The 22,462-nt window shown below is 70.0% G+C and carries 19 protein-coding genes; 13 read left to right on the top strand and 6 right to left on the bottom strand.

All coding sequences use genetic code 11. The annotated features are described in order from the left end of the window. Positions 1-25: 25 nt before the first annotated feature. Entirely contained in the window at positions 26-2,572 is a 2,547-nt protein-coding gene (locus ACWEOW_RS05595; RefSeq protein WP_452268177.1) for a CHAT domain-containing protein, read from the top strand. 16 nt (positions 2,573-2,588) lie between these two features. On the opposite strand, the gene ACWEOW_RS05590 is transcribed toward ACWEOW_RS05595, so the two are convergent. The 3 genes from ACWEOW_RS05590 to ACWEOW_RS05580 all read right to left on the bottom strand — a co-directional run bounded on the left by ACWEOW_RS05590 (position 2,589) and on the right by ACWEOW_RS05580 (position 5,717). Continuing rightward, positions 2,589-3,752 carry a flavin-containing monooxygenase gene (locus ACWEOW_RS05590; RefSeq protein ID WP_452268176.1) on the bottom strand — a complete coding sequence of 388 codons (1,164 nt, stop codon included), beginning with the start codon at positions 3,750-3,752 and terminating at the stop codon, positions 2,589-2,591. A 50-nt stretch (positions 3,753-3,802) separates the two neighbouring features. Further along, the gene (locus ACWEOW_RS05585) at positions 3,803-4,966 is read right to left on the bottom strand and encodes an amidohydrolase family protein (protein WP_452268175.1); all 1,164 of its coding nucleotides are present in this window, start codon (positions 4,964-4,966) and stop codon (positions 3,803-3,805) included. A gap of 73 nt (positions 4,967-5,039) precedes the next feature. Further along, positions 5,040-5,717 (bottom strand): DUF2461 domain-containing protein, encoded by a 678-nt coding sequence (locus tag ACWEOW_RS05580; RefSeq protein ID WP_452268174.1) that lies wholly within the window; start codon positions 5,715-5,717, stop codon positions 5,040-5,042. A 113-nt stretch (positions 5,718-5,830) separates the two neighbouring features. Here ACWEOW_RS05580 and efeU point away from each other — a divergent pair, with 113 nt between their 5' ends. From efeU to ACWEOW_RS05555, 5 genes are all read left to right on the top strand, one after another. After that, the gene (efeU, locus tag ACWEOW_RS05575) at positions 5,831-6,694 is read left to right on the top strand and encodes an iron uptake transporter permease EfeU (RefSeq protein ID WP_452268173.1); all 864 of its coding nucleotides are present in this window, start codon (positions 5,831-5,833) and stop codon (positions 6,692-6,694) included. Between the two features lie 125 nt (positions 6,695-6,819). After that, positions 6,820-7,986: an iron uptake system protein EfeO gene (gene efeO / locus ACWEOW_RS05570; protein WP_452268172.1), complete on the top strand. Its 1,167-nt coding sequence runs from the start codon at positions 6,820-6,822 to the stop codon at positions 7,984-7,986. Then, positions 7,983-9,257 carry an iron uptake transporter deferrochelatase/peroxidase subunit gene (gene efeB, locus ACWEOW_RS05565; RefSeq protein ID WP_452268171.1) on the top strand — a complete coding sequence of 425 codons (1,275 nt, stop codon included), beginning with the start codon at positions 7,983-7,985 and terminating at the stop codon, positions 9,255-9,257. Before efeO ends, efeB begins: the two co-directional genes overlap by 4 nt. Before the next feature lie 153 nt (positions 9,258-9,410). After that, positions 9,411-10,598 carry a xylose isomerase gene (gene xylA, locus ACWEOW_RS05560; protein ID WP_452268170.1) on the top strand — a complete coding sequence of 396 codons (1,188 nt, stop codon included), beginning with the start codon at positions 9,411-9,413 and terminating at the stop codon, positions 10,596-10,598. A 232-nt stretch (positions 10,599-10,830) separates the two neighbouring features. Next, on the top strand, positions 10,831-12,300 hold the full coding sequence (locus tag ACWEOW_RS05555) for a mannitol dehydrogenase family protein (protein ID WP_452268169.1): 1,470 nt from the start codon (positions 10,831-10,833) through the stop codon (positions 12,298-12,300). A gap of 27 nt (positions 12,301-12,327) precedes the next feature. On the opposite strand, the gene ACWEOW_RS05550 is transcribed toward ACWEOW_RS05555, so the two are convergent. After that, the gene (locus tag ACWEOW_RS05550) at positions 12,328-13,341 is read right to left on the bottom strand and encodes a helix-turn-helix domain-containing protein (protein ID WP_452268168.1); all 1,014 of its coding nucleotides are present in this window, start codon (positions 13,339-13,341) and stop codon (positions 12,328-12,330) included. 289 nt (positions 13,342-13,630) lie between these two features. Between ACWEOW_RS05550 and ACWEOW_RS05545 the strand changes: the two genes are divergently transcribed. From ACWEOW_RS05545 to ACWEOW_RS05530, 4 genes are all read left to right on the top strand, one after another. Further along, positions 13,631-14,989, top strand: a complete 1,359-nt coding sequence (locus tag ACWEOW_RS05545) for an ABC transporter substrate-binding protein (RefSeq protein ID WP_452268167.1) — start codon at positions 13,631-13,633, stop codon at positions 14,987-14,989. A 110-nt stretch (positions 14,990-15,099) separates the two neighbouring features. Beyond that, positions 15,100-16,053, top strand: a complete 954-nt coding sequence (locus tag ACWEOW_RS05540; RefSeq protein WP_452268166.1) for a carbohydrate ABC transporter permease — start codon at positions 15,100-15,102, stop codon at positions 16,051-16,053. After that, positions 16,050-16,880, top strand: coding sequence for a carbohydrate ABC transporter permease (locus ACWEOW_RS05535; protein ID WP_452268165.1), 831 nt, complete (start codon positions 16,050-16,052; stop codon positions 16,878-16,880). Before ACWEOW_RS05540 ends, ACWEOW_RS05535 begins: the two co-directional genes overlap by 4 nt. Further along, complete coding sequence (locus ACWEOW_RS05530) at positions 16,877-17,620, top strand: SDR family oxidoreductase (protein ID WP_452268164.1); 744 nt, start codon at positions 16,877-16,879, stop codon at positions 17,618-17,620. Before ACWEOW_RS05535 ends, ACWEOW_RS05530 begins: the two co-directional genes overlap by 4 nt. A 102-nt stretch (positions 17,621-17,722) precedes the next feature. Here ACWEOW_RS05530 and ACWEOW_RS05525 read toward each other — a convergent pair whose 3' ends face one another. After that, the gene (locus tag ACWEOW_RS05525; protein WP_452268163.1) at positions 17,723-18,850 is read right to left on the bottom strand and encodes a diacylglycerol/lipid kinase family protein; all 1,128 of its coding nucleotides are present in this window, start codon (positions 18,848-18,850) and stop codon (positions 17,723-17,725) included. A gap of 69 nt (positions 18,851-18,919) precedes the next feature. Here ACWEOW_RS05525 and ACWEOW_RS05520 point away from each other — a divergent pair, with 69 nt between their 5' ends. The 3 genes from ACWEOW_RS05520 (at position 18,920) to ACWEOW_RS05510 (ending at position 21,007) form a co-directional block, all read left to right on the top strand. Beyond that, positions 18,920-19,489 carry a DinB family protein gene (locus ACWEOW_RS05520; protein ID WP_452268162.1) on the top strand — a complete coding sequence of 190 codons (570 nt, stop codon included), beginning with the start codon at positions 18,920-18,922 and terminating at the stop codon, positions 19,487-19,489. Next, entirely contained in the window at positions 19,486-20,541 is a 1,056-nt protein-coding gene (locus tag ACWEOW_RS05515) for a Gfo/Idh/MocA family protein (protein WP_452268161.1), read from the top strand. The genes ACWEOW_RS05520 and ACWEOW_RS05515 overlap by 4 nt, the downstream gene beginning before the upstream one ends. 70 nt (positions 20,542-20,611) lie before the next feature. Continuing rightward, positions 20,612-21,007 (top strand): DUF2500 domain-containing protein, encoded by a 396-nt coding sequence (locus ACWEOW_RS05510; protein WP_452268160.1) that lies wholly within the window; start codon positions 20,612-20,614, stop codon positions 21,005-21,007. Here the strand turns inward: ACWEOW_RS05510 and zwf are convergent. Further along, a complete protein-coding gene (gene zwf, locus ACWEOW_RS05505; protein ID WP_452268159.1) occupies positions 20,994-22,427 on the bottom strand; it encodes a glucose-6-phosphate dehydrogenase in 1,434 nt (477 codons plus the stop codon). The two genes, ACWEOW_RS05510 and zwf, sit on opposite strands and share 14 nt — an antisense overlap. Positions 22,428-22,462 lie beyond the last annotated feature (35 nt).

Raw genomic sequence — 22,462 nt, 5'->3', positions numbered from 1 at the left:
CCTCGACCTGCTCGACAGCATCGAGGTGCCCGACAGCATCGAGGTGCCCGGCGTCGAGGTGACCGGCAGGCGCGGCGGCCGCGAGAGCGCGCCAGGCTCCGGCGCGCGACCCGGCGGTCCCGGTGCCGCCCGTGCGAGTGCCGTCGAGGTCGGCACCCTGCGGGTCAACACCCTGATCACCCTGGCGCTGTCCGACTTCCTGCTCTCCGGGCTCGACGCCGCGCGAGCGCGGCTCGACCACGCGTCCCTGCTGGCCGAACGCCTCGGCCGGGACGAGCTGAAAGCTCGGATCGCCTTCCAGCGCGCCCAGATCCACGGTCGCGCCGGGGAGCTGGCAGTGGCGTGGCAGCACATGCGCCAAGCGGTGTCGCGGCCCGAGGCGTTCACGGCACGAGAGCAGTGCTCGGTGCACATCAGCCGCGGCATGCTCGCCCTGTCGCTCGGTGAGACGAAGGACGCGGAAGAGGCCTTCGCGCAGGCCGCCGAGGTCGCCCACGAGCACGGCTACCCCCAGCAGGAGGTCATGGCGCGGCACAACGAGGGGTATGCGGCATACCTGCGGGGCGACCTGCCTCAGGCGCTCACGCTCATGCGGGCTGCCGAGCGGCTGTCCGCTGACCTGTCGGCTCAGGGGCTGGAGCCGACCTTCCGGCTCGACAAGGGCCGCGCCCTGCTCGAGGCCGGCCTCGTCGCGGAGGCCATCGACCAGCTCGAGCGCAGCTGCGCCGAGCTCGACCCGGAGCAGCACCTGGAGCGGTTCGCCCAGCACGAGCTCGAGCTGGCCCGCGCCTACCGGCTGTCCGGTCGTGTCGACCAGGCGCTCGCCGCCGCCAACGAGGCCAGCGCCGCCTTCGAGCGGCTCGGCGCGGCAGCATGGGCCGGGCGCGCGACCCTGGCCGGGCTGCGCGCAGCCCTCGACCAGCGCAACGTCCCCGACGACGTGCCGGACCGGGCGGTCAGGACCGCAGACGGGCTGACGCGAACCGCCTCGGACCTCGGGGACGCCGAGCTCGCCGACAACGCGCGTCTCGTGGCGGCGCAGGGTCTGCTCCTTCGGGGCGACGTCGAGCTGGCCCATCGACGGATGCTCGACCGCACGCTGGTGGGCACCCTCTCGGACGAGCTCGACTCCGACGCGATCCTGGCTGCCGTACTCGTGGCGCAGGGCAACGGGACGCGGGCCAAGCAGGTGGTCGTCCAGGCGGCTCGGCGGCTTGCCGCGGGGCAGCAGTCGAGCGCGAGCCTCGACCTGCGGACGGCCCGCGCCGTCCACGGCTCGCGCCTCGCGGACCTCGACCTGTCGCTGGCGTTCCCCCGCGGGAGTGGCGCGGTCCTCGAGGCTCTGGAGCGCTGGCGAAGCGCGACCGACCGGCTGCCGTCGCTCGGGCGACCAGAGGACGAGCAGCTCGCGGTGCTCACCGAACGCCTCCGCTCGGTGCAGGCCCGGCTGAGGAGCGCCACCGACCTCGAGCGACTCGCCGCGCTCCAGGCGGAGGCATCCCGCCTCGAGCGCGACATCCGGGACCGCGACTGGGCGCTCACGCGCAGCGGTCCAGCGGCAGGTGCCATTCCGATCCGGGTGCGGGAGGCCAAGGAGCAGCTCGTCGCGGCGGATCGCGACCTCGTGTGGTTCTTCCGCTACGAGAGTCGTCTCTGCGCCGTGGCCGTCATCGGCGGGCGCGCGTCGCTGCGCGACCTGATGCCGATCCAGCGGGCGAGCGAGCTCGCGCAGCGCATCCGCGTCGACCTTCGCGCCGCCTCGACCCGACATCTCGGACCGCTGAGCTCGATGGTGTGGGGCTCCTTGAGAGCCAGCGCTGCCGAGCTCGACGATGCCATCCTGCGCGGCTGGCGCGCCTCGCGCGGGCTGGTCCTGGTGACGTGCCCGGAGGTCTCCGGTCTGCCGTGGGCGCTGCTGCCCTCGATGGCCGGCCGGCCCTTCACGGTGGCCCTGTCGCTGACCTCGTTCGCGCGGCGGACCGCTCCCCGCGACCGCACCGCTGGTGTTCCCGGCAACGGCACGCAGTCGCCGCAGGTGCACATCACGGTGGGTCCGGCGGTCCCTCGGGCGGGCAGCGAGGCGTCCGAGATCGCGACGACGTGGGGCGACCGCTCCGAGGTCCTCCGGCCGTCGCGACGAGATGCCCTGCTGGCGGCGCTCGGCCGGCCGGGAGTGGTTCACGTCGCGGCCCACGGCCATCACGAGACCGAGTCCCCGCTCTTCTCCTCGCTCGCGCTCCACGACGGCCCCGTGTTCGCGCACGAGCTCCAGCGTCCCGGCGTCCGGGCCGATCACGTGGTGCTGTCCGCGTGTGACGTCGGACTGGCCACGTCGCGTCCCGGACACGAGTCGCTCGGCCTCGCCCTGTCACTGCTCTCGCTCGGTGCGCGGTCGACGGTCGCGGCCGTCGCTCCGGTGCCCGACGACGTGGCAGCGGCTGCGATGACGCGGCACCACGCGCTGCTCGCGTCGGGCCGAGCCAGTGACGAGGCGCTCGCGACGGCGATCGCCGACACCGACCCGGTCGCATCCGCCTTCCTCAACCTCGGCGGCCGCGTGCTGGCGCCCTGAAAGCTGACCGTGCGGCCTACCGCAGGGCGGCGCGCTTGGCCAGCGCCATGGACAGGGCGATCTTCTTCGCGTCGATGGCGATCTCGCGAAGCATGCCGGAGATCGGGTTGGTGAAGCCGGTGTACCAGAGACCCTCCGCCCCTCGCGCCGTGCGGCCACCGGTGACCACGGGCCGCCCCAACGGGTCGAGGACCCCCAGGTGCCCGACGAGCGGCCCGAGCCCCTGGCTGTAGCCCGTCGCCAGGACCACGGCGTCAGGCGAGATCCGGGTGCCGTCCGCGAGGAGCACCTCGTCGCCGTCGAACGCCTCGAGGGCCGCCACCGGCTCGACCGTGCCGGACCGGATCGCCGCGACGATCCCGACGTCCTGCACCGGGATGGCGTTGTCGTTGACGACACGCGAGAGCAGCCCGGTGTCCGGGCGGGGCATCCCGTATGCCGTCAGGTCGGGCATCGTGGCCCGCTCCATGAGCGCTGCCGCGCGGTCGACGAGCGGCACCGGCAGGCGGCGGACCGCGATCCCGGTGTACTGGGCTGCATACGGCCCGGCTGAGCGTCTCAGGATGTGCGGGACGGTCCGGACGGCGAGGCGAACCCGCGACGCGCCGTGCTCGACGAGGTCGACGGCGAGCTCGGTGCCGGTGTTGCCGGTGCCGACGACGAGGACGTCCTTGCCCGCGAGGGACGCGCCGTTGCGGTAGTGCCGCGCAAGGATCACGTCGCGTGAATAGCTTTGCAGGCCAGGCACTTCCGGCTCGCGCGGAGTGTGGTTGAAGCCGGTGGCGACGACGGTGTACGGCGCCTCGACCCTGCTGCCGTCGGCGAGCGTGAGGGTCCATCCTCGCCCGCCCGGCCCGGAGTCGACCCGGCGCACCTCGGACCCGAGCCGGACGTCGAGGTCGTGGTGGGCGGCATACAGCTCGAGGTAGCGCACGACGTCGTCTCGGGCGACCCAGCGGCCCATCTCCTTCGGGATGGGCAGGCCCGGCAGCCCGGAGAGCTCGCGGGGCGTGTGCAGGTGGAGGCGGTCGTAGTGGCCGGTCCACGAGCTGCCGATCGTGGTGCCCTTGTCGAGCACCACACCGCGGAGGCCGCGGCGCTTCATCGCTGCTGCCGTGGCGAGGCCGGCGGGGCCGCCGCCGATGAGATAGGCGTCGACGGGCGCGTTGGGGCTGGTCACACGACGGAATCTAGTGCTGGACGCGTGGCAGGGTCACGAGGACCCGGCTGTTACCCGGCGGCGACGCCTCCCCGAAGCACGCGCACCGGCCGCAGGAGCGCCTCCGGGTCCTCGTCGAGCCGCCCCGCGACGACGAGGACGTCGGCCGGCTGTCCGCCGCGGAGCCGCCCGGCCCGGTCGCCGAGGGCGAGCGTGTCCGCCGCGCGTGAGGTCGTCATGACGAGGGCCTGCTCGATCGGGATGCCGACGAGCTGTCCTGACTGGATGATCGCGTGGACGAGGATGTCGTGGGGCTTGGCGGGGCCGATCCCGGCATCGGTCGACAGGATGCAGGTGACGCCCGCGTCGAGCAGCCTCCTGATGTGCTCCATGAGGGCCGGCATCCGCACCGCGATGGCCGGCGGCAGGATGCCGCCCGGGGAGCTGCCGCCCGTGAGCGACACCGGGATGCCCGAGCTCGCGAGGCGGTCGACGAGGGCAGGGTCCTCGGCGATGCCCTCTGCGGTCATGAAGCTGCAGTGCTCGATGGTGTCGACGCCTGCCCCCACCGCGTCCGCCACACCGCTGGTGCCGTGCGCGTGTGCGGCGACGGGCAGGCCTGCGTCGTGGGCCGCCTCGACGACGACCCGCAGCTCGGCGAGCCCGAACTGCGACTCGTGCGGCATGGAACCGGCGGTGACGTTGCCTCCCGTCGCCATGACCTTGACGACGTCGACGCCGGAGCCGGCGAGCTCGGCCACCTTGAGGCTCAGGGCGTCGGCATCCGCGCACTCGCCGCCGAGGAACCAGCAGTGACCGCCGGGGGTCGTCAGCGCCGGACCGGCCACGAGCAGTGCGGGACCCGCAGACCCGCGCCGCGCGAGCTCGTCACGGAGGGCGAGCGTGACCGCGCTGCGACCCCCGAGGTCGCGAACGGTCGTGACTCCCGCTGCGAGTGCCCGTCGCGCGTTCGCACGGGCCCGGTCGAGCAGGACGTCGTCGTCGTTGTCGCGGTGCCACCCGGCCGGGTCGGGTGAGCAGTCCCAGCTGAGGTGCTGATGGGCGTCGACGAGCCCGGGCAGGACCGTCACCTCACCGAGGTCCTCGACGGCCACGTCGGACGCGTGCTCGCGCGGCGGCACGACGTCGACGACCCGCCCGGCCCCGAGCACGACGTCGGCCGCCCCGATGAACCGTTCCCCGTCGAACACCTGCGCTGCACGGATCACGTGCATGGCGCCTCCTGTCTGAAGTGTGGAGGTTCGAGGTCGCTGGGGCGGCGACGACCCTCCACAACCATGACGCCTCTCAGCGGCCCCGCGCCCGGGACTCGCCGGGCTCGGCCGGTCCGACGTGCTCGGTGACCCACTCCGTGAGGGGCCTGATCGCGCGCCACGCGTCGCGGACCTCGGTCAGAGCGCGCTTGGTGCCGACCCACTTCGGGTCTCCGAAGTCGCGGATGATCATCAGCTCCTTGTAGCGCAGCGTCTCGATGCGCGGGTGGTCCGCGGCATACCCCTTCGGCGTGGTCTTGACCTTCTCCCCGTGGACGTCGAAATGATTGCGGCGCAAGTCATCCAGCAGCCGCTCGACCTCCGCGCCGGTGGACTCGGCGTCGACGGCCTGCCGCAGCCGCGTCGTCTGCGCGGGTGTGTGGGCGTGGAAGCCGCCACCGGCCTTGAGCCCGGCCGCGCTGATCTCGACGTAGTAGCCCGTGCCAGGGCTGGCTGCAGCGAATGCGCCGAGGTGGGTCTTGTAGGGCGACTTGTCCGCGCTGAACCGGATGTCCCGGTTGGGCCGGAACATCGTGGCTTCGCCGAACTCGTCCTCGAGGGCGTCGAGCAGGGCGAGCATCGGCTCGCGGACGTGGCGCTCGTAGTCGGCCTTGTGCGCGGTCCAGTAGTCCTTGGAGTTGTCCGCCTCGAGGCCCGAGTAGAACGTGAGTGCGGCAGGTGGGAAGCCGGAGAAGCCGGGGGGTGTGCTCATGTGGGGACTCTCGCACTGGACCCGGCTTGTTAGGCAAGGCTTACCTGTGCTTTCCTGAATTCCGTCACGCCAGCATGGCGTAATTCCTGTGGACATCCTGAAAGAAGGCCCCCGTGATCGCGAGCAACGCGCTCATCGGACTGCGAGAAGGGCTCGAGGCCGCGCTCGTCGTGGTCATCCTCGTCGCATTCCTGGTCAAGACGGACCGCCGCTGGGCGCTGCGCTGGGTGTGGACCGGCGTCGGAGTCGCCGTGGCGCTGTCCGTCGCGATCGGCGCGATGCTCACCTACGGCACGAAGCAGCTGACGTTCGAGGCCCAGGAGCTCATCGGCGGTCTCGCCTCGATCGTGGCCGTCGTCTTCGTCACCTTCATGGTCTTCTGGATGCGCACGGCCTCACGCACCATCTCGGGCGAGCTCAAAGGCCGGCTCGACAAGGCGCTCGACCTGGGCCCGCTCGCGGTGGCGATCGTCGCGTTCCTCGGCGTGGGTCGCGAAGGCCTCGAGACGGCGATCTTCTTCTACGCCACCACCGAGGCGGCCGGCCAGGGCAACAACCAGCCCCTCGTCGGCTGGGTGATCGGCCTCGGCGCGGCCGTGCTGCTCGGCTGGCTCATCTACCGCGGCGCCGTGAAGATCAACCTCGGCAAGTTCTTCCGCTACACCGGCATCCTGCTCATCCTCGTCGCGGCGGGCATCCTCGCGTACGGCCTCCACGACCTGCAGGAGGCCCAGTTCCTCCCCGGCCTCAACACCCTCGCGTTCGACGTGAGCAGCACGGTCGACCCGGGCAGCTGGTATGCGACCCTCCTCAAGGGCATCTTCAACTTCACACCCGCGACGACCCTCCTGCAGGCGATCGCCTGGGTGCTGTACGTCGCCGTCGTGCTGACCCTGTTCCTCAGGCCCGTCAAGACGCCGCCGACACCCCGGTCGGTCGCGCCCGCCGAGGGCGGGCAGCACCGGGTGGCCGCCTGAGGCACGAGCGCGCGAGCCGAGCAAGCCGCGCGAGGGCGCCGGCCGGCATACGTCCGGCATATCTCCGGCGCCCGAAACCCCTGAACACCCCTGATCCCATCGCCGAACACCTCCGTAGGAGCACCATGTCCCGCCCCGCCCGGCGCGCAGCTGCGCCGCTCGCGTTCACCGCCGGCCTCGTCCTGACGGCCGGTCTGGGCCTTGCCGCCTGCACCGACAAGGCCGACCCGAGCGCCGGCTCGACCGGCACGGCCGGTGGCCCGATCGCGGTCACCGCGACCGACACCGCCTGCCAGCTCTCGGCGACCTCGGCCAAGGCCGGCACGGTCACCTTCCAGATCCAGAACACCGGGTCCAAGGTCAACGAGTTCTACGTGTATGCCGCGGGCGACCGCATCGTCGGCGAGGTGGAGAACATCACGCCGGGCCTGAGCCGAGAGCTCAAGGTCGAGATCACCGAGCCGGGCACGTTCACGACCGCGTGCAAGCCGGGGATGGTCGGCGACGGCATCCGCGGCACCTTCACGGTCACCGGCACGGCGGTCGCCGGCAGCGCCGACCAGAAGGTCGCCAAGGCCATCGCCGACTACAAGACGTTCGTGGCGGCGCAGGGCGAGGAGCTCAAGGAGGGCACGGAGGCGTTCGTCGCGGCGGTCAAGGCCGGCGACGTCGCCAAGGCCAAGGAGCTCTACCCGACCGCCCGGCTGCCCTGGGAGACGATCGAGCCGGTCGCCGAGAGCTTCGGTGACCTCGACCCGCGGATCGACGGCCGCGAGGACGTCGTCGACGACGGCATGAAGTTCACCGGCTACCACCGCCTCGAGAAGGACCTGTGGGCCTCTGGCCTGCAGAAGGACTCGGGCGCGATCGCCGACCAGCTGCTCGCGGACGTCAACGAGATCGTCGCCAAGAGCACGACCGTCGAGCCGACCGCGCTGACCATCGCCAACGGCGCCAAGGCGCTGCTCGACGAGGTCGCCACGGGCAAGATCACGGGCGAGGAGGAGCGGTACTCGCACACCGACCTCTGGGACTTCTTCGGCAACCTCCAGGGCTCGCAGTCGGCGCTCGACACGCTCCGCCCGGTCGTCACCGAGCGTGACCCCGCGCTGCAGAAGAGCCTCGACGCCCGCTTCAGCGAGCTGAACACGCTGCTCGCCACGCATCGGGTCGACGGCCGCTTCAAGACCTACACCGACCTGACCGCCGCCGACATCAAGGCACTGACGGTGTCCCTCGACGCCCTGTCGGAGCAGGTGGCCAAGGTGCCCGGGGTGGTGGAGGCCAAGTGAGCGCGGTCAACCGCCGCCAGGTCCTCGGCGCGACCGGAGCCGTCGCTGCCGCAGGCGTCGCCGCGTATGCCGTGAGCCGGGCTTCCGAGGTCCAGTCCGCCGCCGCGGCGGCGCCCGCTGCGACCGCCGCGAACGGCCTCGACGCGCCCATCGACTTCCATGGCGAGCACCAGGCCGGCATCATCACGCCCGCGCAGGACCGCCTGCACTTCGTCGCGCTCGACGTCGTGACCACGGATCGGGCCCAGCTGGTCGAGATGCTCGAGACCTGGGCACGGGCGGCCGAGAGGATGACCGCCGGTGCGGAGGCCTCTCCAGGCGGGCTCGTCGGCGGTGGTCCGAACCGCGCGCCGGAAGACACGGGGGAGGCCTACGGTCTTCCGGCCTCCGGGCTGACCATCACGGTCGGCTTCGGGCCATCGCTCTTCGACCGCCGGTTCGGCCTGGCGGCGAAGAAGCCGGCGGCGCTCGCGGACCTCCCCGCCTTCCGCGGAGACCAGCTCGACCCCAACCGGTCCGGCGGTGACCTCTGCATCCAGGCGTGCGCCAACGACCCCCAGGTCGCGGTGCACGCAGTCCGCAACCTCATCCGTCTCGGCTCCGGCGTCGTCGCGGTCCGGTGGTCCCAGCTCGGGTTCGGCCGCACCTCGTCGACCTCGACCTCGCAGGCGACGGCCCGAAACCTGTTCGGGTTCAAGGACGGCACCAACAACCTCAAGGCCGAGGACCCCGACGGGCTGGCCGAGCACGTGTGGGTCGCCGACAGCGACGAGACCGGCGGCGGGGCCTGGATGGCCGGGGGGTCCTACCTGGTCGCGCGTCGGATCCGGATGCACATCGAGGTGTGGGACCGGACCACCCTGCAGGAGCAGGAGGACATCATCGGCCGGGACAAGAAGGAGGGCGCCCCGCTCGGCCTGGCCAAGGAGTTCGACGTCCCTGACTTCGCAAGGAAGGGCCCGGGCGGCGAGCCGGCCATCCCGGTGGCCGCTCACATGCGGCTCGCCCACGCGAGCCAGCTCGGCGGCATACGCATCCTGCGACGGGGCTACAACTTCATCGACGGCAGCGACGGCGTCGGGCATCTCGACGCCGGGCTGTTCTTCCTGGCCTACATGCGCAACCCCGAGCGTCAGTTCGTCCCGATGCAGAAGGCCCTGGCCAGCAAGGACGTGCTGAACGAGTACATCGAGCACACGGGCTCGGCGGTCTTCGCCTGCCCGCCCGGCCTGAAGACCGGCGAGTTCTGGGGCCAGGCACTCTTCGCCTGACGACGTGCCGCCGCCCCGGTCAGCCGACCGGATCCTGGCCTGCGCTGGGCCGGTGCGGGCACCATTTTCGGCCTGCCCGGTCACTTGACCCATGAGGTCGGCTGGAATAAGTTGTACGGGTAAACAAATAGGACTTGCTCGAGGAGGAGCCACATGGTTCGCACCCCCACTGCTGATGACCGGTTCTCGTTCGGTCTCTGGACCGTCGGCTGGGAGGCTCGCGACCAGTTCGGCGATGCCTCGCGGCCGCACCTGGACCCGCTGGAGTCCTGCCGCCGCCTCGCCGACCTCGGCGCCTGGGGCGTCACCTTCCACGACGACGACCTCGTCCCCTTCGGCAGCTCGAGCGCCGAGCGCGACCGCATCATCGCCGACTTCCGCAAGGTGCTCGACGAGACCGGCCTCGTCTGCGAGATGGTCACGACGAACACGTTCAGCCACCCGATCTTCAAGGACGGCGCGTTCACCTCGAACAACCGTGAGGTGCGCCGCTACGGCCTGCGCAAGGTCGTCCGCAACGTCGACCTGGCGGCCGAGCTCGGCGCGCAGACCTTCGTCATGTGGGGCGGCCGCGAGGGCGCCGAGTATGACGGCGCGAAGGACCAGAACGCCGCGCTCGACCGCTACCGCGAGGGCATCGACACCGTCGCGGGCTACATCAAGGAGCAGGGCTACGACCTGCGAATCGCCCTGGAGCCCAAGCCGAACGAGCCCCGCGGCGACATCCTGCTGCCGACCGTCGGCCACGCTCTCGGCTTCATCGCGCAGCTCGAGCATGGCGACATCGTCGGCCTGAACCCCGAGGTCGGCCACGAGCAGATGGCCGGGCTCAACTACACCTCGGGCATCGCCCAGGCGCTGTGGTCGGGCAAGCTCTTCCACATCGACCTCAACGGCCAGCGCTCGATCAAGTACGACCAGGACCTCGTCTTCGGCCACGGCGACCTGCTGTCCGCGTTCTTCACCGTCGACCTGATCGAGAACGGCTTCGTCGGCGGCGGCCCCCGCTACGAGGGCCCTCGCCACTTCGACTACAAGCCGTCGCGCACCGAGGACATGGACGGGGTGTGGTCCTCGGCCGCCGCGAACATGAGCACGTACATCGTCCTCAAGGAGCGCGCCGCCGCCTACCGGGCCGACCCCGAGGTGCAGGCCGCGTTCGAGGCGAGCCGCGTCCTCGAGCTGTCCCAGCCGACGCTGGGCGAGGGGGAGTCGCTCGCTGACCTGCTGGCCAACCCGGCGGCGTTCGAGGACTTCGACGTCGACGGCGTCGCCGAGGCGGGCTACGCCTTCGTCGCGCTCAACCAGCTCGCCGTCGAGCACGCGCTCGGCGCCCGCTGACCGCTCCCGGACCGCCCCCGGGTCATACCTGCAGTCGAGCGAGCGTCCCGCCCCTCCAGCCACAGGATTTCCTGTGGTTGGAGGGGCGGGGCGCTCACTCGACTGTCGGGATCCATGCAATTCGGTGCAGTGTCGATACTTTTCGGTCCACCGAGAGGCAGGCGTCTCGTCACCAGGTCACGTGGTTGGTTTCATGCCCGTTGGGTTCCGCCTCGCGAAAGGACCTACGAACGTGACCAGCCTCAACGCCGCCGCACTGGCCCAGCTCGGCACAGCCATCCCGTCGTACGACCGGTCGGCGGTGTCGGTGGGCATCGTCCACTTCGGGTTCGGCAACTTCCATCGCTCCCACGAGGCCGTGTACATCGACCAGCTGATGCAGGGCGGGTCATCGCGGGAGTGGGGCATCTGCGGTGTGGGCGTCCTGCCCCGCGATCGTGTCATGCGCGACGTCATGCGTGCGCAGGACTGCCTGTACACGCTGGTGGAGCGCCACGCCGACGGGTCGCTCGCCCCCCGGGTCATCGGCTCCGTCATCGAGTACCTCTTCGGGCCCGATGACCCCGAGGCGGTCTACGCCCGACTGGTCGACCCCGACGTCCGCATCGTGAGCCTGACGGTCACGGAGGGCGGATACCTGAGGAATCCCGCGACAGGCGAGTTCGACCCCAGCAGCGAGGCTGTCGTCCACGACGTCCAGAACCTCGACAACCCGCGCACGGTTTTCGCGTACATCGTCGAGGGCCTGCGGCGGCGGCGAGCGGCGAACCTCCCGCCGTTCACGGTGCTGTCGTGCGACAACCTCCAGGGCAACGGCGACGTGGCGCGTCAGTCGGTGTGCGAGCTGGCGAGGCTCGTCGACGACGGACTCGCCGAGTGGATCCGCTCAGCGGTCAGCTTTCCCAACTGCATGGTCGACCGGATCACGCCCGCAACCACCGAGGACGACGGCGCGGTCCTGGCCCGGGAGTTCGGCCTCGACGACGGTTGGCCCGTGCCGGCGGAGCCGTTCTCCCAGTGGATCGTCGAGGACCGCTTCCCGCTGGGCCGGCCGCAACTCGAGACGGTCGGCGTCCAGTTCGTCGAGGATGTGCGCCCGTACGAGCTGATGAAGCTGCGCCTGCTCAACGCGAGCCATCAGGCGCTCGCCTACTTCGGTGCGCCCCTGGGATACGTCCTCGTGGACGAGACCATGCGCGACGACCGCATCCGGGAGTACCTCGAGCGCTACATGGCCGACGAGGCCGCCCCGACCCTGGGTGAGCTGCCTGGCATCGACCTCGCGGCCTACATAGCGACGCTGCTCGAGCGTTTCGCCAACCCGGGCGTCAAGGACACGCTCGTCCGGCTCGCGACCGACGGGTCGAACCGGATGGCGACGTTCACGCTCCCCGCGGTGCGAGCGAACCTCGCGGCGGGCAGGCCGGTCAAGCTGGGCGCAGCGATGTGCGCAGCCTGGGCGGAGTACTGGGCGCTCATCGGGCGGGGTGAGATCTCAGGGCGCGAGGTCCCGGAGGACGTCTACTCCACCACGCTCGCCGCGTCCGCCCTCGACGACGACCCGGCTGCGTTCATCGAACTGCGCTCTCTCTGGGGCGATCTCGCCGATGACAGCCGGTTCCGCGCAGCGTTCCTGGAGACACGCGACTGGCTGGCCGAGCGCGGCGTGCATGGGACTCTGGACGCCCTGCTCGGCCGCTGACGGCATACGCGGTCGCAGCCTGCAGCGTCAGTCCTGATGGGCGTGCCGGCCGAGGCTGAACAGCTCGGGTGGGGGCTTCTGGGTGTTCTCGAGCCGGCGGTAGAACGTGGGCGTCGTGCCGACCTCGGCGAGGAACTGGCGGTTGAAGTTGGCCATGTTGTGGTAGCCGCTCATCACGGCGACCTGGGCGATGGCATGGTCGGTCGTGTCGAGCAGCCTGCGGGCGTGGGCGATCCGGAGCTTCTTGACCATGCTGCTGAAGGTCATGCCGGTCGCCGCCTTGAAGTACTTCGAGAACGTCGGCTCGGACATGTACGCGAGGTGCGCGGCAGTCGACAGCCGGATGTCACCCGTGAGGTTCTCGAAGATGTAGCTGAGCCCGGCCTCCACCGCCTGCTGTGACCCGACGCCGGTCGGGCGGCCCATCCACTCGCTCGCGAGCACCTCGAACTCGTCTGGCGGCGCCTTGGCGAACAGCGCCAGCACCCTGAACAAGTGGCCCATCTGCTCGACGCCGGTGCTCTGCACGACGGCGAGGATCGTCTCGGCGGCGCGCCAGGCGGTGGCTCCGGTGAAGACGAGCCCGCGGCTCGACCTCTGGAGCATCTCGGTGACCTCGCCGAGCTCGGGGATGTCGGCCATGCACTTGTGGATCCACTCGTCCGTGAACTGGATCACCGCGTCGCGGTCGACGGCGACCTGGCCGGCCGGGAGGTCGCTGACCCAGTCGTGGGGGAGGTTCGGGCCCATGATGCTGACCTGACCGGGGCCGAAGGTGCCGATGTGGTCGCCGGCGATGAAGCTCCCGTGGGTCTTGGTGATGAGGTGGATCTCGTACTCGGGGTGCGATCCCCAGCCGCAGATCTCGCTCGGGAAGTCGTGGGTCAGCACCCGGATCGACTGCTGCGGGTGCGGTGGGATCACCTCGCGACGCAGCGTCGGCGACCGCGGGATGTGAAAGAGCAGCTCCCGGGGATCTGTCGGGTCGGGCCTGGCCGGATCGACAGCGACACCGGTGCTGGGTTGGTACGAAATCGTCATCATCCCTCCCTGCTTGACACTGGGCGGCTGGGCGCCCTCTGGGCGCATGGTCGCAGGTGGTGCCTCTCAGACGGAGACCACCGGGCCGATCGGGGGTGCGAAAAATAGTACCGAAACTGCGCGCCCGATGGTGCTTGTCGGTCCCTGGGGGTCTGCCTAGGTTTCCAGCATTCCGGTGCGGATCGACGCAGAGGCGTCCGTGCACGAGGGGCCCTTCGGGCCTGGACGGCCGTCCCGTCAGGTCGGCCGCGCCGGTGTCTCGATGAAGTCCCTACCAAAGGAGTTAGGTATGCGAGGGAACAAGCGCATGGTGAGCCTCGGTGCGGGCGCTATGGCGTTCGCGGCGGCGCTCAGTGCGTGCTCGTCGGGGGCTGTCTCGTCGGGCGGCGGCACGGGAGCTGCCGGCGGCAACGTCACCTTGACCCTGGCCACCGTGAACAACGGCCAGATGAAGGACATGGAGAAGCTCAAGACCGAGTACGAGTCGTCCCACCCCGGCACCAAGGTCAACTTCCAGGTCATGGAGGAGGGCGACCTGCGCGCCGCGGTCACCGCCGACGTCGCCAGCGGCGCCGGCCAGTACGACATCGTCACGATCGGCGCCTACGAGACACCGCAGTGGGGCGCCAACGGATGGCTCGTCGACCTCACGTCCGACCTGCAGTCGGACTCCTCTTACGACCTCAACGACATCCTCCCGCCCGTCCGTGACGTCAACACCTACCAGGGCAAGCTCTTCGCGGTCCCGTTCTACGGCGAGTCCTCGATCCTCATGTACAACAAGGAGGTCCTCGACAAGGCAGGGGTCACCATCCCGACGAACCCGACCTGGCAGCAGGTCGCGGACGCCGCGAAGAAGGTCAACACGCCCGACATGGCCGGCATCTGCATGCGCGGCAAGCCCGGCTGGGGTGACCTCTTCGCGCCGCTGACCACCGTCGTGCAGACCTTCGGAGGCAACTGGTACGACTCGAAGTGGAACGCCACGGTGAACACGCCGGAGTGGAAGCAGGCCCTCACCTTCTACAAGCAGCTGCTCGACAACTCCGGCGAGAAGGACCCGGTCTCCTACAGCTTCAACGAGTGCCTGACCGCGCTCAAGGAGGGCAAGGCCGCCATGTGGGCGGACGCGTCGGTCGCCGCGTCGTTGCTCGAGGCCAGCGACTCGCCGGTCAAGGGCAAGATGGGCTACGCGCACATGCCGGTCGACAAGACCAAGGAGTCCGGCTGGCTGTGGAGCTGGAACCTCGCCATCCCGGCCACGACGAAGAACAAGGCCGCGGCGCTCGACTTCGTCAAGTGGGCCACGAGCAAGGACTACATCAAGCTGGTCGGCCAGAAGATCGGCTGGTCGAACGTGCCGCCGGGCTCGCGCACCTCGACGTACTCCATCCCGGAGTACAAGGACGCCGCGAAGGCGTATGCCCCGATCACGCTCGAGGTCATGAGCTCGGTCAACCCGAAGCAGCCGGGCGTGAACCCGCAGCCGTGGGTCGGCATCCAGTACGTCTCGATCCCCGAGTTCCAGGACGTCGGCAACAAGTGCGCGCAGTACGTCGCGGACTACCTGGCGAACCGCTCGTCCGTCGACGACACGCTGAGCAAGTGTCAGTCCGACGCCCAGGCGGCAGGCGACAAGCACAAGTGAACCTCACCTCCTGACGTGCGTGCCGGGCTCGCCCTCGGGCAGAAGCCATCCTCGGCGGGCCCGGCATCCGCACCCCGTTCTCCCATCCGGTCGCACAAGGGAGTGTCGACATGACCACGACCATCAACCCGACCCCGTCCACCGACCTCGACGACGTCGAGGCGCGCACCGCGACGGACCGGCGCCGACTGCAGCGCAAGGAGCTGATGACCAACCGGGGCCTGCTGCTGCCGGCCGTCATCTTCCTCGTCCTGCTCACGCAGATCCCGTTCCTCGTGACGGTCGCCTTCTCGTTCATGAAGTACAACCTGCTCTACCCCAACGACCGTGGCTTCAGCGGTCTCGACAACTACAAGACGGCCCTGACGTCCGGTGAGCTGTGGTCGTCCGTGCGCGCGACAGTGCTCATCACCGGGTTCTCCGTCGTGCTCTCCCTGCTCTTCGGGCTCCTGTTCGCCATCCTCCTGGACCGGAAGCTGCCGGGTCGGCCCATCGCGCGCACGCTCATGATCACCCCGTTCCTGGTCATGCCGGTCGCCGCGTCACTGATCTGGAAGTACTCGATGTTCGACACGAACATCGGGATGATCAACTGGCTGCTGCGCACCCTCGGGCTGGGCGAGGTGTCCTGGATCACGGACTACCCGATGGCCGCGGTCGTCATCGTGCTGACCTGGCAGTTCACCCCGTTCATGATGCTGATCCTGCTGGCCGGCCTCTCGGGCCAGTCCAAGGAGACGCTCGAGGCTGCGCAGGTCGACGGCGCCGGAACGTGGCGGACCTTCACGTGGATCACGCTGCCGCACCTGCGGATGTACATCGAGATCGGTGTGCTGCTCGGGTCGGTCATCCTCCTGCAGGTCTTCGACCCCATCGCCATCCTCACCAAGGGCACCGGCGGCACGAAGACCCTGGCCTACCTGCTCTACGAGCGGGCCTTCATCGGTCTCGACGTCGGGCAGGCGGCGGCATACGGCGTCGTCACCGTCATCCTCACGATCATCGTGGCGACGATCGCCCTTCGAACCCTGTTCAAGGTCTTCATGGCAGGAGGCAGTCGATGAACTCCGCAGTAAGAAACCCGGCACTCAGGAACACCGCGCTCAACATCCTCACCTGGGCCCTCGTGCTCATCTTCTTCTTCCCGGTCTTCTGGATGTTCATCAACGGCATGAAGCCGGAGTCGGTCGCGTCGTCGGTCAACCCCACGATCTTCTTCACCCCGACGACCGAGGGCTACCAGACCGCGATGGACCGCGGGATGGGCGCCTACCTGCAGAACTCCCTTACCGCATCCGTCGTCGCCACGATCATCGCGGTCGGCCTCGCGATCCCGGCCGCGTACGCGCTGAGCATCCGGCGGGTCAAGAAGGTCGAGTCGTCGCTGACCTTCTTCATCTCGACCCGGTTCATGCCGCTGGCAGCCGTCGTGCTCCCGCTGTTCCTGATCCTCAAGAACATCGGGATGCTGGACAACATCTACGCACTCGCCATCGTCTACGGTGCGATGAACCTGCCGGTGACCGTGTGGATGATGCGGTCGTTCTTCCTCGAGGTCCCCTACGAGATCATCGAGGCGGCCAGGGTCGACGGCGCCGGGCTCTACCGTGAGATCGTGCGGATCGTCCTGCCGCTCGTCCTGCCCGGGATCGCCGCTGCGGCGCTGATCAGCTTCATCTTCGCGTGGAACGAGTACTTCCTCGCCCTGCTGCTCACCAGCTCCGCGGCCCGCACGACCCCACCGTTCCTCGGCAGCTTCGTCAGCGGGCGCGGCCAGTTCCTCGCGGTGCTGTCCGCCGCAGCGACGATCGCGGTGCTGCCGGTCATCCTCGCCGGCTGGATCGCCCAGAAGCAGCTGGTTCGCGGCCTGTCGATGGGTGCGGTCAAGTGAGGAGTCTGGACCCTCGAAGCCTCGACGGGACGGTCGTCGTCGTCACCGGTGCCGGCGGAGGCATCGGTGGCGCGACGGTCCACGCGCTGCTCGAAGCGGGTGCCCGGGTCGTCGCCGGGGACGTCAGGGGGGATGCCCTCGAGCCGCTGCTCGCGGTGGGCGGCGAGCGGGTCCGTGCCGTCGTCGGCGACGTCCGTGCCGAGGCGACCGGTGACGCGCTCGTCGCGCGGGGGGTCGAGGCCTTCGGGCGGGTCGACAGCGTCGTCGCGAACGCCGCAGTCGGCTTCTACGGCGGCCTGCTCGACTACTCCGCCGGGCAGGTCGAGCTCATGGTGGACGTCAACGTCAAGGGCACGGTCTGGCTGGCCCGGGCAGCCGTCAGGCAGTTCCGCGCCCAGGGTGACGGTGGCGACATCGTCATCATCGGGTCCGTGGCCGGCCTGCTCATCGGGGGCGGCAAGGAAGCGGTGTATGCCGCCACGAAGGGTGCGCAGGTCAACCTGGGCTACGCGCTCGACCGGGAGCTGCGCTCCGAAGGGATTCGAACCACCGTCATCGCGCCAGCCGGCGTCAACACGGCCTTCGCCGCGGCCGACGGGCGGTTCGGCGACGCCGACCCCGCCGATGGCCCGTTCATGGAACCCACGGACATCGGCGGGGCGGTCCTCTATGCACTGCGCCAGCCCCGGCGGATGCGCACCGAGCTTTGGACCATGCGGAGTCTGGCGGAGAGCAGCTGAGGCCGCCGGTCCGGCACCGAGACACCGACAGAGTCTGAAGCCACCCGTGCGCGGGTGGCTTCACGCCGTACCAGTGGCTTCAGGCGTGGTGGTCGCCCGGGGTCAGACCTGGCTGACGCGGACCGTCAGGGCGGCCGGTCGCACGGTCGCCGTGATCTCCGTAGCCTCGCCGATGACGTCACCGTCGATCTGGACGGGCACCGGGCGATCGGTGCGGACGCGAATCTCCTTGCACACCTTGTGGTCCAGGGTCGGGTGACCCTTGCGGCTGCGCGTCACGACGCGGGTCGCGACCGGCACCCACCCGACGACGCCTCGCGGCGACGCGATGACGGCGTCGAGCTGTGCGTCGTCGACGCGTGCGTTGGGCATGAGGACGAGGCCGCCGAGCAGGCGCCCGACGTTGCCGACGACGACCATGCGCGCGCGGCGCCGGAACTCCAGCTCGTCGTCCACCTTCACCGAGATCCGGAACTCGGGCGAGACGAGGTGCTTGAGCCCCGACACCATGTAAGCCGGCCAGCCCACCTTGTTCTTGAGGTTCTCGTTCGTGCCGGCCATGATCTCGGCGTCCATCCCCAGCCCGCTCATGACGAGGAACGGGTGGGTCGTGAACGGCTCTGCCTCGTCGAGGGTTTCGGCCTGCGCGAGTGCCGGGTCCGTCGGCCCGTTCGAGATGACGATCTCGCCCACGTCGATGCGCCGGTTGCGCCCGGTGAGGGCGACGGTCACCGCGAGATCCAGGGCCACCGGCAGGTCGAGGTTGCGAGCGAGCAGGTTGCCGGTGCCTGCGGCGAGGATCCCGAGAGGAGTCTCGGTGCCGATCAGCGCCCGTGCGACGTTGCGCACGGTTCCGTCGCCGCCGAGGCTGCAGACGATGTCGGCCCCGTCGCGGAGCGCCTGCGCCGCCTGGCCGGCGCCGGGGTCGTCGGCTGTCGTCTCGTAGAACATCGGGTCGCCCCACCCGTTCCCGTGGCAGGTGGCGGTGATCCGCTCGCGCAGGTTGGGCAGGTCGGCGAACTTCGTCGGGTTGACCACGACCGCCGCGCGCTTCAGCTGGACGTCCGGAATGTCCCCGCTGCGGAAGTGCCCCCGGGGCGGGCGAGGGCGGCCGCGGCGGCGGAAGGTCGCCGTCGTCGCCGGCGAGACACGGTTGAGCACGACGCCGCCGATGACCAGCGCCAGCACCACGGCGCCGGCGATGATCCACGGCAGGTAGTCCTTGAGCACCTGAGAACGTTATCGTCACGTGCGTGGGCGCCCGGAATCGCCGGGCCGTCGGGGCCTAGGCTGTGGCGCATGACCGAGCCGACCGCGCCGACCACAGGGCCGATCACCGACCCGGGGCCCGCCACCCCGGACGACTCCGACTGGACCTGGGTGCTGTCGCGCGCGTGTCCGGAATGCGGCTTCGACGCCGAGGAGATGCGCCCCCAGGACGTCCCGGCCCGCCTGCGTGAGGCGGCCGCACGGTATGCCGCTGTGCTCGTCCGCGACGACGTGTTCGCCCGGCCCGCGCCCGGCGTGTGGTCGCCGCTGGAGTACACCTGCCACGTCCAGGACGTCTGCGACGTGATGCGGGGGCGGATCGAGCAGATCCTGGCCGGTGGCGGCGCGGTCGTACAGTTCGCCAACTGGGACCAGGACGAGACAGCGAACGAGAAGCAGTACTGGCGCGCCGACCCGGAAGCCGTGATGCGTGAGCTGGCGGAGGCGTTCGAGGCTGCGACAACGGCATACGAACGCCCGAGCGGCGAGCAGTGGCAGTGGCCGGCGTTGCGCAGCAACGGCTCCGAGTTCACCGCGGCGACCCTCGCGCTCTACTTCCTGCACGACGTCCAGCACCACCTCTGGGATGTGAACGCATGACACTGCCGATCGACGTGCAGCTGCGGCTGCCCGAGGCACGCACGCCCGACCCGCACGCGGCGCCGGCGATCCGGTGGGGCATCCTGGCACCGGGCGGCATCGCGCACACGTTCGCCGACGCCGTCGCCGTGGGCACCGCGTCGCAGGTCGTGGCGGTCGGGTCGCGGAGCCGGGAGCGGGCGCAGGACTTCGCCGACGAGTTCGGGATCGGCCGCGCCTATGGCAGCTACGAGGACCTCGTCGCCGACCCCGACGTCGACGCGGTCTACGTCGCCTCGCCCCACTCCGAGCACCGGGCGCACGCCCTGCTCGCGATCGAGGCCGGCAAGCCGGTGCTCGTCGAGAAGGCCTTCGCGCGCAGCGCCGACGAGACGCGCGAGGTGTTCTGGGCCGCGCAGGAGCGCGGTCTGCTCGTGATCGAGGCCATGTGGAGCCGCTTCATGCCGCAGTACGACGTCGTGCGGCACGTCGTCGAGTCCGGACTGATCGGGGACGTCGTGGCGCTGTTCGCCGACCACGGCCAGCGGCTGTATCCCGGCGGTCCGGCGCGCCTGTCCGATCCGGAGCTCGCCGGAGGGGCGCTGCTCGACCTCGGTGTCTACCCGGTCTCGTTCGCAGACCTCGTGCTCGGCGCTCCGGTCTCCGTCTCCGCCCGCGGCACCCTGACCGACCTCGGTGTCGACGCGACCACCTCTGTCACCGTCACCGGCGAGAGCGGCGCCCAGGGTCTGCTCTCCTGCACGATGTCGGGGGTCACGCCGTGCACTGCCGTGGTCGCCGGCACCGAGGCCCGGCTCGAGCTGAGCAGCTCCTTCTACAGCGCCCGCTCGACGATCCGCCTCGTCAGCCGCACCAACGACGTGCTCGACGAGCGGCCCGGCGGGCTGCCCGACGACCTGCGTGGGTTCTCCTACGAAGCCGCGGAGTTCGCGCGGTGCCTCGTCGCCGGCGAAACCGAGTCGCAGGTCATGCCGCAGGCGACGACGCTGCGTGTCATGGAGACGATGGACGAGGTCCGCCGCCAGGTCGGGGTGCAGTACCCGGGCGAATAATCGGCACGCTGCGCCGCTCGCGGTGGCACACTGCGCAGGTCACCATGTGGTTGGCCGGGCATCGGGGCCCGTGAGCACAGCAGGGGTTCGTATGCCGTTCGACAGCGGGCTTCCGGGACCGTCCGGAGCGTTCTACTTCTTCTTCGCCGTCATCGCGACGGGCGCCGTCACCGTGTTCGGGATGGCCTTCGTCAAGGGTCTGAGCCAGTGGCGTGCCACCAACGAGGCGCCGCTGCGCAGCGTCGACGCGATGGTCGTGTCACGTCGCCAGGACCTCGACCGCCATGGGGACCACGCGACCACGACGTCGTACCACGTCACGTTCGAGGAGCCATCAGGCGATCGGCGGGAGCTGCAGGTCAACGGCGCGGAGTTCGGCCAGCTCGCCGAGGGCGACCGGGGCCACCTCATCCACCAGGGCACGCGCTACAAGGGTTTCACCCGCGACCCGCTCAGGAGCCGCTGACGTTCGGGTCGCGCCAGCGCCGCTCGAACGGCAGGCGCCAGGTCCACGGCGCGACGAGCTGGTGGATCTGGTTCGGGCCCCATGTGCCGGGCTCGTACGGGCGCACGATGGGCGGGTTCTCGAGCAGCGGCTGGCTGATCGCCCACAGGCGCTCGATGCCGTCGGCGGAGGTGAACAGGGTCCGGTCGCCGCGGGCCGCGTCGTAGATGAGGCGCTCGTACGCCTCGAGCACGGACCCCGCCCAGTCGGTCTCCTGCACGGAGAACTGCATCGAGAGCTTGTCGAGCTTCATGCCCGGGCCGGGGCGCTTGCCATAGAACGACAGCGACATCCGCGACTTGTCGGCGAGGTCGAAGGTCAGGTGGTCCGGGCCGTTGTCGCCGACGCCGGAGCCGGGCGGGAACATCGAGCGCGGCGGCTCCTTGAACGCGATGGAGATGATCCGGGCGCCCTCAGCCAGGCGCTTGCCGGTGCGCAGGTAGAACGGCACGCCTGCCCAGCGCCAGTTGTCGACGTAGCACTTGAGGGCCACGAAGGTCTCGGTCTGGCTGTCGAAGCGCACGCCCGGCTCGTTGCGATACCCGACGTACTGGCCGCGTACGACGTCGTGCGGGTCGATCGGCGACATGGAGCGGAAGACCTTGTTCTTCTCCTCGCTGATCGCGTGCGGCTCGAGCGCGGTCGGCGGCTCCATCGCGGTGAAGGCGAGCACCTGGAACAGGTGGGTCACGACCATGTCGCGGTAGGCACCGGTGCCCTCGTAGAAGTCCGCGCGCTGCGACAGGCCCAGCGTCTCCGGCACGTCGATCTGGATGTGGTCGATGTGGTTGCGGTGCCAGATCGGCTCGAAGAGGCCGTTGGCGAAGCGGAAGGCGAGGATGTTCTGCGCCGCCTCCTTGCCGAGGAAGTGGTCGATCCGGAAGATCTGGTCCTCGTCGAAGACCTCGTGCAGGTGGGCGTTGAGAGCCTTCGCGGTCACGAGGTCGACGCCGAACGGCTTCTCCATGATGATCCGGCTGCGCTCGACGAGCCCGGCCTGGGCGAGCTGGTCCACGACGGCGAGGGCGGCCTTGGGGGGCACCGACAGGTAGTGCAGACGCCACGCGTCCGCCCCGATGATGTCCTCGGACTCATCGACCGCCTTGCGAATCCCTTCTGGCCCAAGGCTTCCCGGCACCCAGTGGATGCGTTCGGCGAAGTCGCGCAGGTCGTTGTCACTCACGTCGTGGCTGCTGTGCTCGCGGATCGAGGTGAAGACGAGCTCGAGGAACTCGTCCCGGGTCAGCTCGTCGAGTGAGGTGGCCACGACGCGCAGCCCCTCGATCAGCTGGGTCTCGTGCAGGTGCAGCACCCCCGGGAGGAGCTTGCGCTTGGCGAGGTCACCGGTGGCACCGAAGAGGACGACCGTCGTTGCTGGCATGGACCCAGCGTGGCGCAGATCGTCGCCCAATGGGA

It is taken from the genome of Monashia sp. NPDC004114 (assembly GCF_053603855.1).
The sequence above is the reverse complement of the archived record's forward strand: the minus strand, read 5'-3'. Positions and strand labels throughout refer to the sequence as shown.

Excerpts from the sequence above, each read along its gene's own strand:
- ACWEOW_RS05585 (WP_452268175.1), bottom strand. The coding sequence starts at position 4,966 with ATGCACGTGATCCGTGCAGCGCAGGTGTTCGACGGGGAACGGTTCATC.
- ACWEOW_RS05580 (WP_452268174.1), bottom strand. The coding sequence starts at position 5,717 with ATGAGCACACCCCCCGGCTTCTCCGGCTTCCCACCTGCCGCACTCACG.
- efeO (WP_452268172.1), top strand. The coding sequence starts at position 6,820 with ATGTCCCGCCCCGCCCGGCGCGCAGCTGCGCCGCTCGCGTTCACCGCC.
- xylA (WP_452268170.1), top strand. The coding sequence starts at position 9,411 with ATGGTTCGCACCCCCACTGCTGATGACCGGTTCTCGTTCGGTCTCTGG.
- ACWEOW_RS05550 (WP_452268168.1), bottom strand. The coding sequence starts at position 13,341 with ATGACGATTTCGTACCAACCCAGCACCGGTGTCGCTGTCGATCCGGCC.
- ACWEOW_RS05545 (WP_452268167.1), top strand. The coding sequence starts at position 13,631 with ATGCGAGGGAACAAGCGCATGGTGAGCCTCGGTGCGGGCGCTATGGCG.
- ACWEOW_RS05540 (WP_452268166.1), top strand. The coding sequence starts at position 15,100 with ATGACCACGACCATCAACCCGACCCCGTCCACCGACCTCGACGACGTC.
- ACWEOW_RS05535 (WP_452268165.1), top strand. The coding sequence starts at position 16,050 with ATGAACTCCGCAGTAAGAAACCCGGCACTCAGGAACACCGCGCTCAAC.
- ACWEOW_RS05520 (WP_452268162.1), top strand. The coding sequence starts at position 18,920 with ATGACCGAGCCGACCGCGCCGACCACAGGGCCGATCACCGACCCGGGG.
- ACWEOW_RS05515 (WP_452268161.1), top strand. The coding sequence starts at position 19,486 with ATGACACTGCCGATCGACGTGCAGCTGCGGCTGCCCGAGGCACGCACG.
- zwf (WP_452268159.1), bottom strand. The coding sequence starts at position 22,427 with ATGCCAGCAACGACGGTCGTCCTCTTCGGTGCCACCGGTGACCTCGCC.